The sequence below is a fragment of the Photobacterium sp. AWH4_225 genome, assembly GCF_056158405.1.
Map to the genome: position 1 here is coordinate 2456087 of NZ_JBSWTF010000001.1, position 12997 is coordinate 2469083.

The 12997-nt window shown below is 47.9% G+C and carries 12 protein-coding genes; 9 read left to right on the plus strand and 3 right to left on the minus strand.

What is annotated here, in order from left to right; all coding sequences use genetic code 11:
• The first annotated feature begins 10 nt into the window (after nucleotides 1-10).
• From ACXAD4_RS11540 to tusE, 4 genes are all read left to right on the plus strand, one after another.
• Nucleotides 11-1108 carry an amino acid ABC transporter permease gene (locus ACXAD4_RS11540; protein ID WP_475241478.1) on the plus strand — a complete coding sequence of 366 codons (1098 nt, stop codon included), beginning with the start codon at nucleotides 11-13 and terminating at the stop codon, nucleotides 1106-1108.
• A 93-nt stretch (nucleotides 1109-1201) separates the two neighbouring features.
• The gene (locus tag ACXAD4_RS11545; RefSeq protein WP_475242764.1) at nucleotides 1202-1927 is read left to right on the plus strand and encodes an amino acid ABC transporter ATP-binding protein; all 726 of its coding nucleotides are present in this window, start codon (nucleotides 1202-1204) and stop codon (nucleotides 1925-1927) included.
• Nucleotides 1928-2162: 235 nt separating this feature from the next.
• On the plus strand, nucleotides 2163-2828 hold the full coding sequence (locus ACXAD4_RS11550; RefSeq protein WP_107300447.1) for a Bax inhibitor-1/YccA family protein: 666 nt from the start codon (nucleotides 2163-2165) through the stop codon (nucleotides 2826-2828).
• A 117-nt stretch (nucleotides 2829-2945) separates the two neighbouring features.
• Complete coding sequence (gene tusE / locus ACXAD4_RS11555) at nucleotides 2946-3275, plus strand: sulfurtransferase TusE (RefSeq protein WP_107300446.1); 330 nt, start codon at nucleotides 2946-2948, stop codon at nucleotides 3273-3275.
• A 134-nt stretch (nucleotides 3276-3409) separates the two neighbouring features.
• Here the strand turns inward: tusE and yccX are convergent, their stop codons facing one another.
• Entirely contained in the window at nucleotides 3410-3682 is a 273-nt protein-coding gene (gene yccX / locus ACXAD4_RS11560; RefSeq protein WP_475241480.1) for an acylphosphatase, read from the minus strand.
• Nucleotides 3683-3773: 91 nt separating this feature from the next.
• On the opposite strand from yccX, the gene ACXAD4_RS11565 reads away from it, so the two are divergent.
• Nucleotides 3774-5174: a methyl-accepting chemotaxis protein gene (locus ACXAD4_RS11565; protein ID WP_475241481.1), complete on the plus strand. Its 1401-nt coding sequence runs from the start codon at nucleotides 3774-3776 to the stop codon at nucleotides 5172-5174.
• A gap of 3 nt (nucleotides 5175-5177) precedes the next feature.
• Here ACXAD4_RS11565 and ACXAD4_RS11570 read toward each other — a convergent pair whose 3' ends face one another.
• Nucleotides 5178-5300: a hypothetical protein gene (locus tag ACXAD4_RS11570; protein WP_475241482.1), complete on the minus strand. Its 123-nt coding sequence runs from the start codon at nucleotides 5298-5300 to the stop codon at nucleotides 5178-5180.
• Here ACXAD4_RS11570 and ACXAD4_RS11575 point away from each other — a divergent pair.
• Nucleotides 5299-6489, plus strand: a complete 1191-nt coding sequence (locus ACXAD4_RS11575) for a class I SAM-dependent methyltransferase (protein WP_475241484.1) — start codon at nucleotides 5299-5301, stop codon at nucleotides 6487-6489. The two genes, ACXAD4_RS11570 and ACXAD4_RS11575, sit on opposite strands and share 2 nt — an antisense overlap.
• 79 nt (nucleotides 6490-6568) lie before the next feature.
• Here the strand turns inward: ACXAD4_RS11575 and ACXAD4_RS11580 are convergent, their stop codons facing one another.
• Nucleotides 6569-7330, minus strand: a complete 762-nt coding sequence (locus ACXAD4_RS11580; RefSeq protein ID WP_475241485.1) for a sulfite exporter TauE/SafE family protein — start codon at nucleotides 7328-7330, stop codon at nucleotides 6569-6571.
• A 202-nt stretch (nucleotides 7331-7532) separates the two neighbouring features.
• Here ACXAD4_RS11580 and ACXAD4_RS11585 point away from each other — a divergent pair, with 202 nt between their 5' ends.
• From ACXAD4_RS11585 to ACXAD4_RS11595, 3 genes are all read left to right on the plus strand, one after another.
• Nucleotides 7533-8204 carry a YccT family protein gene (locus ACXAD4_RS11585; protein WP_475241487.1) on the plus strand — a complete coding sequence of 224 codons (672 nt, stop codon included), beginning with the start codon at nucleotides 7533-7535 and terminating at the stop codon, nucleotides 8202-8204.
• Nucleotides 8205-8621: 417 nt separating this feature from the next.
• Nucleotides 8622-11774: a chitinase C-terminal domain-containing protein gene (locus tag ACXAD4_RS11590; protein ID WP_475241489.1), complete on the plus strand. Its 3153-nt coding sequence runs from the start codon at nucleotides 8622-8624 to the stop codon at nucleotides 11772-11774.
• A gap of 532 nt (nucleotides 11775-12306) precedes the next feature.
• The gene (locus ACXAD4_RS11595) at nucleotides 12307-12954 is read left to right on the plus strand and encodes a murein L,D-transpeptidase catalytic domain family protein (protein WP_475241491.1); all 648 of its coding nucleotides are present in this window, start codon (nucleotides 12307-12309) and stop codon (nucleotides 12952-12954) included.
• Nucleotides 12955-12997 lie beyond the last annotated feature (43 nt).

Below are 12997 nucleotides of genomic sequence, written 5' to 3' on the forward strand. Positions count from 1 at the left end.
AGGAATGGCAATGCATCAACATCAATTTCGCCCTGACTTGCCTCCACCCGCGAATACGGTGGGTATTGTAGGTTGGCTACGTAAACACCTGTTTTCCAATGCTATCAACACTTGCCTAACCCTTATTCTTGGCTACTTTGCCATTGTTATGGTTTGGAACATGGTTGACTGGGCATTTCTCAAGGCTGATTGGATTGGTACCACCCGTGATGACTGTCATCGGGATGGCGCTTGTTGGGTGTTTATCTCTGTGCGTTTTGAGCAGTTCATGTTTGGGTTTTATCCTCAGGAAGAATTGTGGCGACCTCAACTGTTCTACTTCACCCTCGCCATTTTTATTACATTACTCGCCTTCGAAAAAACACCTGGCCGTACATGGATTTGGCTGTTTTTCGTCAACATTTATCCTTTCATAATCGCTGGCTTACTGTATGGCGGAATTTTTGGCCTTCCTGTTGTGGAAACCCATCTGTGGGGTGGTCTTCTCATCACTCTGATTATTGCAATTGTCGGTATCGTGGTTTCTCTGCCCATAGGCATCGCACTGGCACTGGGCAGACGCTCAAACATGCCAGTGATCCGTAGCCTTTGTACCGTCTACATAGAGATCTGGCGTGGAGTCCCGCTGATCACCGTACTATTCATGGCATCTGTCATGCTTCCCCTTTTTCTGAATGCCGAAACTGAAACCAACAAGTTATTCCGTGCACTTATTGGCGTGGTGCTATTCAGTGCAGCCTACATGGCAGAAGTCGTCCGAGGCGGCTTGCAAGCCATCCCATCAGGGCAATATGAAGCGGCTGACGCGCTTGGGCTAAATTACTGGAAGAAAATGTACCTCATCGTGCTGCCTCAGGCGCTGAAGATAAGTATCCCAGCCATTGTTAACACTTTCATTGGGTTGTTTAAAGACACCAGCCTGGTGCTCATTATCGGTATGTTCGATGTTCTTGGGATAGGCCAAGCGGCCAATACCGACCCCAAATGGTTGGGCTTCGCGACAGAAAGCTATGTCTTCGTTGCGCTGGTGTTCTGGATCTTCTGTTTTGGTATGTCGAGATACAGCATCTATCTAGAAAACAAACTCCATACTGGTCATAAGCGTTAGGTCATAAAGAGGGATGATATGACAGACAGTTCGACTATCAATAAAGATAATAAAAACAATGACTCAACAAATCATTCAGCTCCGCATACAGCCATGATCACCATGACTGAAGTGAATAAATGGTATGGGGAGTTTCACGTTCTCAAAGACATCAACCTCACGGTAAAAAAAGGTGAAAAAATCGTCATCTGCGGCCCTTCCGGTTCGGGGAAATCCACGCTTATCCGATGTATCAACCGTTTGGAAGAACACCAACAAGGGCAAATCATTGTCGGAGGCAACGAACTTACCAGCGATCTGAAAAACATCGAGCTGGTTCGACGTGAAGTAGGCATGTGCTTCCAGCACTTCAACCTTTTCCCCCACCTCACCGTACTCGAAAACTGTACCTTGGCCCCTATATGGGTAAAGAAGATGCCGCAGAAAGAAGCCGAGAAAATCGCTATGCAGTACTTGGAGCGAGTAAAAATCCCGGAGCAAGCTCATAAATATCCCGGCCAGCTCTCCGGTGGTCAACAACAACGTGTCGCGATTGCCCGCTCGCTGTGCATGAACCCGCAAGTTATGCTGTTTGATGAACCGACATCGGCACTGGATCCGGAAATGGTCAGGGAGGTGCTGGAAGTCATGGTTGAGCTCGCCAATGAGGGAATGACCATGATTTGTGTAACCCATGAGATGGGCTTTGCTAGGCAGGTAGCCGATCGGGTGATTTTCATGGACATGGGCGAAATCATCGAAGAAAACACCCCGCAGGCGTTCTTCGACAACCCACAATCAGACAGAACACAACTATTCTTGAACCAAATACTGCACTAAGTCGTATATTAATCATGACGTTATTGAGGCGCAGCAAGAATGTGCTGTAACATTCATTTACAACTTTGACCACAAAGATAAGGAATTGTTAAGTATCATTCAGGTCATATCGTTACACTGAGTTTATTGTTTGGGGACAGCCGCATTAATTTGACAAACGGCTTGCAATAACGATGAAATGCCCCAATATACATTTACATTAGCAATCACATATCTAACCCTGAGGGGACTATTTATGAACGATCGTATTGTCAATCGTGGCACAGCTTACGAAAGCGTACTTTCTACAAACAAGGTTCTACGTAACACTTATTTTCTTCTGTCTCTAACGCTTGTATGGTCAGCTGTCGTTGCAGGCTTTGCAATGGCGATGAATATGCCTCACCCAGGTCTAATCATCACATTGGTTGGCTTCTACGGTCTGATGTTCCTGACAGAGAAAAACCGTAACAGCAGCCTAGGTATCGTATTTACCTTCGCGCTAACAGGCTTTATGGGCTACACATTGGGGCCAATCCTCAATATGTACATTGGTGCCGGCATGGGCCACGCAATCGTCCCTGCCCTAGGCGGTACAGCACTGACCTTTATGGCATGTTCAGCTTACGCACTGACTACTAAGCGTGATCTGTCTTTCCTAGGCGGCATGCTACTAGCTGGTTTTGTTGCAATCCTAGTTATGGTTGTAGCAAACATCTTCCTACAGATGCCAATGCTATCACTGGCAATCAGCGGTATGTTTGTTCTGTTCTCGTCTGCAGCTATCCTGCTGACTACGCAGAACATTGTGCGCGGCGGTGAAACAAACTACATCTCTGCTACCGTTACGTTGTATGTTTCTATCTACAACCTATTCCTGAGCCTACTGCAAATCCTAGGCATCATGGGTAGCAACGACTAATCTCTGATTAAGTCACAAATATACAAAAAGCGCCGAAAGGCGCTTTTTTTGTAGCCGCAGCCTTGCAGCCAACCTCGAATATCACTATCCTTTTGCCGTTCTATATGCGAGGCAAACATGCTTGAATTTGAAGGTAAACAAATAGAAACCGACGCCCACGGCTATCTGAAAAACACCGACGACTGGAGTGAAGCTCTGGTACCTATGCTGGCCGAAGAAGAAGGTATCACCCTGACAGAAGCCCATTGGGAAGTTGTTCGTTTTGTCCGAGAGTTCTATCAGGAATTCAACACCTCACCAGCCATCAGAATGCTGGTGAAGGCGATGGCGAAAAAATACGGTGAAGAGAAAGGCAGTTCACGCTACCTCTACAAACTTTTCCCGAAAGGTCCTGCAAAGCAGGCAACTAAACTGGCTGGCCTACCAAAACCGGTGAAGTGCATCTAACTATTGCATCTAACCACAGCATCTAACATTAAGTGCGTAGATCGGCAAATCAGTAACGATAGCGCGGGTGGAAGCGACCACTCGCCTATCGCCGCCAGCTATATCCTATTTCTGCCCCAGTATCATAGCCCCAACTACATAATTTCAAAGCCGTCATAATGACGCCAGTCGATCTGTTCCCAATCAATGCTATCGACACGTGAGGTTCTCGGCCCATCCTCCAGCCAAGCAAGCAACTGTTTCACTTGTTCTTCTTGACCACAGGCCATCACTTCGACGCTACCATCCGGCAGATTCTTTGCGTACCCCGTCAAGCCGCACTTCAATCCTTCATGGGCTGTATGGAACCTGAACCCAACCCCTTGAACCATACCGGTAATTTGTGCCTTTACACAGATTTGTGACATAGATCACCTCAAGCTTCCTACTCTGAACACGATAACAATATAATATTACTCGCACAAAAAATGCTCTAAGCTTCTGTTTTTAGGAATTAATATGAAAGAAGTTGCTTTCCGATGGATTGACCGTTACTTAATCCATATCACCCTGCAGGAAAAATTCTATTTGTTGTTCCTGCTGCCCGTTATTGCGCTGATGAGCGTAGCTACAATATTAGCCGATAGCGCTAGCCAGCAACGTATTGAAATCACGACACAGCAGCTGGAAACCACCGCTTCACTACTCTCTCAACAACAAGTCAGCCAAGCTGATGCTCAGCGCGTATTAGCCAATACCAACTTACATGTTGGCCAAGGTGATATCTCAGCTTATGTTAGCGGGATGAACTACAGCATTTCGTCGGATGCCGCAGCGGGACTGTTTTCCCATGTCAGTACCAACCAATGGATCATCATGGCAGCCATTTTGCTCATTAGCTTGGCGGCGGTGTACTACATTATGACCTTCATTGGTGGCGCGATGTTCACCACCAACAAAGCACTTCAGAGTCTTGCTGATGGCGATTTGACCAACCGTCTGAACTTTTTCAAAGTGCGTGATGAATTCAGCTCTATCGCCATCACTATCGACAGGGTGAGTGAGAGAGAACACCAACTGGTACAGGCGACTCAGCAAGCCATCGCGCTGATGCAGCAGATCAGTAATAGCTTGCGTCAACGCAGCGCTGGCAGTGAACAACTCTCCACATCGCAACAGCAGCATCTTGATTCGCTGGCCAGTGCGACCGAAGAAATGGCCACCTCAATCCGCGAAGTAGCGACCCACGCCCATCAAACTTCAGAGCAAACCCGCGAGGCTCAGCAGGTATCCGAGCAAGGTCGGGCGCAAGTCAACCAGACCCGCAATGCGATCAGCCATCTGAGCACAGAGATCAACCAGGCTGCCGATGCTGTCGCAGAGCTTGATACCAACGCAGCTAAAATCGACGATGTCGTGACCACCATCAATGGTATTTCAGAGCAAACTAACCTGCTCGCGCTTAACGCAGCTATCGAAGCCGCCCGAGCCGGAGAACAAGGCCGTGGTTTCGCCGTCGTTGCCGATGAGGTACGAACCTTGGCAGGTAGAACGCAAAGTGCAACGGTTGAAATTCAGCAGATGATTGAAGCCTTGCAGCAAAACAGCCAGAAGTTAATGGCTGTGATGAAGAATACGGTTGAGAATGCGCAAAATAGCGAAGCCCTGATGGACTCGGTAGACAGTGAAATCTCACAGATCACCGAGCGAAACCAGCATATTTCGGATCGCAGTACCGAGATTGCCGCAGCAGCCGAGCAACAAGGTGCCGTGGCGGATGATATCGCCAGCAATGTTGAACAGGTACGTAGTCAGTCTCATGAAATTTGCAGTGCCATTAACGCGTCGGCAAATGACATCGAGCAGCTCAATAAGCAAGCAGAAGTGCTGGAGTCGTTAATGCGAGGACTCAAAGTCTAACTCCTACCCTTCTGGCAGTGCCGCCACATCGGCACTGCCACCTGCGATCAGCCATATAAATTTGATTTTATGTGCTTTCGACAACATAATACGCCCCCATTCCTTACTCCATACTGGGCAAGTCATGACAGCTTCAATTTATCTGGTTAAAGGCCGTGAAAAATCACTTCGCCGCCGCCACCCATGGGTTTTCTCTCGCGGTATTCAACGTGTAGAAGGCAAACCTGAACTTGGTGAAACCGTTGATATCTTCGACCACAAAGGTGAGTGGTTAGCACGCGGTGCTTTTTCTCCGCAATCTCAGATCCGCGTTCGAGTATGGACCTTTGATCGTAACCAAGAAATCAATGTCGATTTCTTCGTTAACCGCTTGAAAGCTGCCCAAGGTCTGCGTGACATTCTCGCTGCTCGCGATGGCCTTACCGGCTACCGCTTGATTGCTGCTGAGTCTGATGGTCTGCCTGGTATTACTATCGACCGCTACCAAGACTTCCTAGTGTGCCAGTTGCTAAGTGCCGGTGCGGAGGCGCAAAAAGACGCGTTGGTAGAAGCCCTAAACATCTGTTACCCAGAGTGCAGCGTGTATGAGCGTTCTGATGTATCAGTGCGCAAGAAAGAAGGCCTGAAACAGCGTACCGGCGTGCTATCGGGTGAAGAGCCGCCAAAGTTCGTTACCATCGAAGAGAACGGCGTGAAAATCAATGTAGATATTGTTGGTGGTCACAAAACCGGTTTCTACCTTGATCAGCGTGACAGCCGTGAAGCGGCCGTTAAGTACGTTAACGGCAAGCGTGTTCTGAACTGTTTCTGCTACACCGGTGGCTTTGGTCTGTACGCACTGAAAGGCGGCGCGAGTGAAGTGGTGAATGTGGATGTTTCACAGCCAGCACTAGACACTGCACGTATGAACGCAGAGGCAAACGGCTACCCGCTAGAGAATGCGCAGTTCCTAAACGCAGATGTTTTCAAACTGCTTCGCGAATACCGTGAACGCGGTGAACTATTTGATGTCGTGATCATGGATCCACCTAAGTTTGCGGAATCTAAGTCACAGCTAGTAGGTGCTTGCCGAGGCTACAAAGACATCAACATGCTAGCGATGCAGATCCTGAAACCGGGTGGCACATTGCTGACCTACTCTTGTTCTGGCCTGATGGACAACAATCTGTTCCAGAAGATCATTGCAGATGCCGCATTGGATGCTCATCGTGAAGTGCAATTTATCGAACGCTTCGGCCAAGCCGCTGACCACCCACTAGACAGTGCCTACCCTGAAGGTTTCTACCTGAAAGGTTTTGCCTGCTACGTGAAATAAGTCAGCGCGATTCGATACACTATCGGTCATTAGAAATGAAGCCAGCAATATATTTGCTGGCTTCTTTTTATCTTATGCCCTAATCGGTCAACATTGCTGCTACCGAACCACACAGCGTCATCAAGAACAGAAACCACTTCAAGGTTTCTGGCCGGGCTGAAATAGCCATTTTAACCGCGATATGTGACCCGACCATGGTCCCGGCAGCAAGGATCAGCCCCGGCCCCCACATCACTAAGTCCTCGACAATAAAAAGCACCAGCGCCACTAAGGTAAATGCCAAAGCACACAGCATTTTCAATGCATTGGCTCTCACCAAATCATATCGTAGTGTTCCTGCCAGAGCCGCCAACAAAACGAAACCAACACCGGCTTGAACAAAGCCACCATAAAAGCCAGCCAGCCCTAGCCCCCACCACGAGCTCGGGGTATTTCTCACTTTTCTGGGTTCAGTACCGGCAGGAGGAGCAACGATGGCAGGGCGAACTAAGATAATCAAAGCCATAGTCACCATAGTGCCAAGCAGCAAAGGCTTGATCCAAGTTGAGGGAGCATAAGCAGCGCCGACAGCTCCCAACAAACCGCCAATAATGGTCGGAAGTAATATTGGCCCGGTATCTGAGGTTTCGAGTTTTCCATGGCGACGGAACCCAAACAGCGCAGTGATTCCTTGTACCGCGACACCAACCCTGTTAGTGGCATTCGCCACTTCTGCCGGCATACCCATCACCATTAGCGCTGGAAGGGTCAGGTTTGATCCCCCACCAGCCAATGTATTGATAATGCCGGCAAGAAACCCGGTTCCGATCAGCAAGCTGGCCTGCAGTAATGACATATCCATTGTAATATTCTGTCCATAGCAATTACGTTTTTTGTCTATACGCAATATACCCAATACATTAAACAAAGTGTTATATTTGATGATTAGTTTATGAGGGCATCAAAACCAGTATTCAGCCCTTATTCAGCTACCTAGCGACAAACTGCTAGGCTAATCCCGATAACTACAATCTAATTCGGACATTGTTTTTCAAGGAACCGCTATGAAATTTCGTACTGCGTTAATGGCTCTTGCAGCATGCGGCATCAGCTTCTCCTCTCTTGCTGACGTAAAACTGGATCTTCCACACCAAGCAGATCTTGTATTGGTCAATGGTGTAGAGCAAGACGGCAACGACACGTTAACGCTTCCAAACGGTGTAAACCAATTTGCATTCACTTATATCGATTCACTGCGTGAAAATGGCGATGACTACCTCTACAAGTCTGATGTCATTATTGTTAAGTTCGATGCCAGTGATGAAGCATTAAAGCTTGAACTACCAAAGCTTCGTACTGCTCAAGATGCGCGTAAGTTCAACAAGTCACCTAAGCTTTCTTTGGTTGCAGCCAACGGCGAGAAGATTAGCTTCGAGCAAGACAAGTTAATTAAGTCTGGCCTTCAGTTCGGTCGTGATTTCGAAAAAGAAATCACGGTTTACAACCAGTCAGGTAAAGCGGCGGCTGTCGCTGCTACAACGACAACTGCAGCGGTTGCTGCAACTGCTGCAGTACCAACTACACTTCCGGCGACCGCAGCACCAGCAGCAACGTCACCAAAGCCACCTGTTGATCAGCAGACACGTAATGTGGCTGAAAACATGCTTAATTACTGGTACGAGCAAGCTGATGAAGCAACACGTGCGCGCTTCAAAGCAAAAATCAACCAAGAGTAATCTTGCCAAAAGAGCCTTCGGGCTCTTTTATCCCCCTCTCTTATGCATATGCTCGCCTGTTTACACTAACTCAGTCTTTACTCGTACTATTTTTCAACCACTTACCCATCAGCCTCCTTTTCAAGGTTATGGTCTGTAATTTAGAACAACCCTAGCCAGTTCTCCCGCCATTGATTCTTTGAACGGCATCTTCAGCTAATCGTCTGCAAAGTACGTCTTGAAAAATTAGTTATCGGTGCAAAATAACCTTGTTTAATTTACATGAAAATAGCAACTTTTTGCGAGACACCGTAAGAAACACAACTATTTCCCCTCCGTGTTCGACTTTTCCTCTTATACTTTTTTCACGGCGCAACATAAGATCAAGACGCCGGTATTTTATTCAACTAACGCGTTTCAACTTAAAGGAATTATTCAATGGAACACCTGAAACACGGACAGGCGTTGACTCGAGCACTCCAGCTCAGTACCCTCGCCGTTTCATGCATGGCGGCAATGAATGCCCATGCAGCAATGGACTGTACGAACATCGAACCATGGAGCAGCACTGTTGCCTATACTGGCGGAGCTCAGGTTCAAGAGGCCAACAAAGTCTATAAAGCGAATTGGTGGACTAGGGGTAATAACCCAACCACCCATTCAGGCACCAGCCAAGAGTGGTCATATGTCGATGATTGCTCCACCGGCGCAACAAACCAACCTCCAACGGTTTCCATCACCTCCCCCTCATCCAGCGCACAACTGCTCGTCGGTGATATCGTGACATTAGCTGCAGATGCAAGCGACAGTGATGGCTCGGTTGCAAGTGTTGATTTCTACCTTGGAACCTCTCTGATAGGCTCAGTCTCGCAACCGCCTTATAGCATGAGCTGGACTGCCGTTGCAGGTACTCAGGTACTCAGAGTGATCGCCACTGATGACCAAGGGGAGCAAACGGAAGCGACACAAACAGTGACTGTGCAGGAGACAGCCAATAACCTGCCTTCGTTCACTCTTTCCCTATCTGCGGCGAGTATTGATCTTGGCACGTCCATTACGCTCACTTCCACAGCCGACGACAGCGATGGGACCGTAGAGAAAGTCGACTTTTATGCCAACGGCTCATTAGTTGGCACCGTGGCGACGGCCCCTTATACACTTGACTACACACCTACTCAATCTGGCAGTGTCACCCTTTTTGCCCGTGCAACCGACAACCTCGGTGGCACAGCAGACTCCAGCTCATCAACACTGACCGTAAATGGTGGAACAACGACCCAAAACTGCCGACCAGACGGCTTGTACCAAACCGAAGGGGTGAACGTCCCTTACTGTACGATTTACGATGACCAAGGCCGTGAAATCATGGGCGCAGACCACCCTCGCCGTGTCATTGGTTACTTCACCAGCTGGCGCAGTGGTGACGATCCGCAGGCTTCCTATTTAGTGAATGATATTCCGTGGGAACTGCTCACCCATATCAATTATGCCTTTGTCAGTATCGGCAGCGATGGCAAAGTCAATGTGGGGGACACTACCGACCCAACCAACCCTGCAACAGGTAAAGAGTGGCCGGGTGTCGAAATAGATCCAACCCTCGGCTTCAAAGGACACTTTGGTGCGCTTGCTAGCTATAAGAAGAAGCACGACGTCAAGACTCTGATCTCAATTGGCGGTTGGGCTGAAACAGGTGGCCACTTCGGCGCCGATGGTAGCCGTGTCGCAGATGGTGGCTTCTACACCATGACCACCAATGCAGATGGCTCAATCAACCATGCCGGTATCGAGAAGTTTACTACTTCTGCGGTAGCTATGATGCGCCAATACCAATTCGATGGTCTGGACATCGACTACGAATACCCGACCTCAATGGCAGGAGCCGGTAACCCGGACGACAAAGCCTTCATGGAACCACGCCGTGCTTACCTGTGGGCCTCCTACCAGGAATTGATGAAGGTACTTCGCCAGAAGCTTGATCAGGCATCTGCGCAAGATGGCATTCACTATATGCTGACTATCGCGGCGCCTTCGTCTGGCTACCTACTGCGCGGTATGGAAGACTTCGATGTCACCAAGTACCTTGATTACGTCAACATTATGTCATACGACTTACACGGTGCATGGAACGATCATGTCGGCCACAATGCCGCCCTGTTCGACACCGGTAAAGACTCTGAGCTAGCTCAATGGAATGTCTATGGTACAGCCGCTTATGGTGGTATTGGTTACCTAAACACTGACTGGGCATACCACTATTTCCGCGGCTCGATGCCAGCAGGTCGTATTAACATCGGGGTACCTTACTATACCCGTGGTTGGCAAGGCGTAACCGGCGGTGAAAATGGCCTTTGGGGTCGCGCTCCTCTTCCTAACCAATCGCAGTGTGCACCAGGCACCGGCGAAGGTGAGAAGAACAACTGTGGCTATGGTGCTGTGGGTATCGATAACCTATGGCATGACAAGAATGCGGCAGGTGACGAGATGGGAGCAGGTTCAAACCCAATGTGGCACGTCATGAACCTTGCCCAAGGTATCTTTGGTAGTTACAGCACGGCTTACAGCCTAGATCCGGTTAACAACCCTGAGCACCAATTAGTTGGCAGTTACACGCGCCACTATGACAGTGTTGCCGTCGCTCCATGGCTATGGAATGCCGAGAAGAAAGTCTTCCTGTCAACTGAAGATAAAGCATCGATCAATGTCAAAGCCGATTATGTCATCGACAAAGAAATCGGTGGGATCATGTTCTGGGAGCTAGCGGGCGACTACAACTGTTATCTCTTTGATGCCAACGGTAACCGCACAACCGTCGATGCCACTGAAAATGCGTGTAAGACGGGCAATGGTGAGTACCACATGGGTAATACCATGACCAAAGCCATCTACGAGAAGTTCAAGTCTGCAACACCGTATGGCAACAAGATAGCAACGGGGGCGATCCCTACCGAAGCGCTTGATATTGCCGTCGACGTGTCAGGCTTTAAGGTGGGCGATCAGAACTACCCTATTAACCCGAAAATTACCTTTACCAACAACACTGGCCAAGATATCCCTGGCGGTACAGAGTTCCAGTTTGACATTCCAACATCAGCACCGGACAACGCCAAAGATCAATCAGGCGGTGGCTTGAAGGTTATCGCATCCGGCCATACCCGTGCTAATAACATTGGTGGATTGGACGGCGTAATGCACCGCGTTGCCTTTACTCTACCGGGATGGAAGAACCTGCCTGCTGGCGGTACTTACGAACTAGACATGGTTTACTACCTGCCTATTTCTGGCCCTGCCAACTACAGCGTCAACATTAACGGTAAGGATTACGCGTTCAAGTCAGAACAACCTGATCTACCACTAGGTTCAATCGGTAGCGGCAATGGCGGCGGTAGTAACCCTGGTGGTGGTGATGGTACCTGTGACACAACCGGCATCAACACCTACCCTAACTGGCCTCAAACTGATTGGGCGGGTAACCCAAGCCATGCCAACCAAGGGGATAAAATCATCTACAACGGTGTGGTTTACCAGGCAAACTGGTGGAGCAGCTCTACACCCGGCAGTGATGGTAGCTGGGCACTAGTGTGCACAATTTAACCGATTCAGACTAATAACAATGCGCAGGCTCTTTCCTGCGCATTTTTTATCCAAAAAACAACAAAAACAGTGAGTTCATCATTCTTAAAATGACAAGTTTCAAGCAACATTAGAGGTATGTATATGCAACCACGCTCTTTGTAAGGTTTCTTACTCTAACTTTGGAAAGTAAAAAATTGCGATAAAGCGCTCAATTTTCAATCAAACAGTCAAACTGCTAACATTTCTTTGTTTTCAAAATATGACACACGATTTGGCTTTTACAAACAACCAATTATCGTATTGACAATTGTAACAGTGAAGAAATTGACGGATTTTTTCACCTTTGAGACAAAATTTCATATAAAAATGACAATCGCTTTTAATTACTTGTAATTAATTATTTTTTGAACAGCCGACATTAATAAAACAGGATTTTTTTGCTTTTTTCACCTCACCCTTTCCTCGGGGGCTCACCTTAAATGTCCAATTTTTTGTGTTAAAGTCAGCTTCAACCAACATCAACAACATTATTGAACATTTTACAGGGACAATGAAAAAGCTAACCGTACTATTTGCAATGGCACTATTCATTCTGCCACTGCAGGCGACCGCAAGTGTTATATCTAGCCAGCCTTACGCTAATCAAGAACAAGCAGACATCTTGGTAAAAGATGCTTATAACAAAGCAAAGTTAAATGGAGTTATTAACTATCAAGTATTTAAAGAAGCCTACGAGGCTTATTACAATACCAAGGGCCGTAAAAAGCCGGTTCTGACAATTATCGATTACAGCCTGCCTTCGACCAAAGAGCGTTTCTTTGTTGTTGATCTTAATCGCAACAAGCTGCTCTACCGTACTTTCGTTTCACATGGCGTGAACAGCGGCGGTAAAAATGCGACAAAGTTCTCGAACATCGTTAACTCTCGCCAGACATCTCTTGGTACCTTCCTGACAGACACCACCTACTATGGTGGCAATGGTTACTCGTTGCGTCTTGATGGCTTGACCCCAGGTGTAAATGACAAGGCCCGCAAGCGCTACATCGTTATTCATGGTGCCGATTACGCAACGCAGTCATTCATCAACCGTCACGGTTACCTTGGCCGTAGTTGGGGTTGTCCGGCCCTGCCTACTGAGCTTTCAAGAGAAATAATCGACACCATTAAAGGTGGCAGCGTTATATACGCACACGCATAATTTCACAATCCCTGTTATTATTGTTTAGTAAACAGCAGCTTAT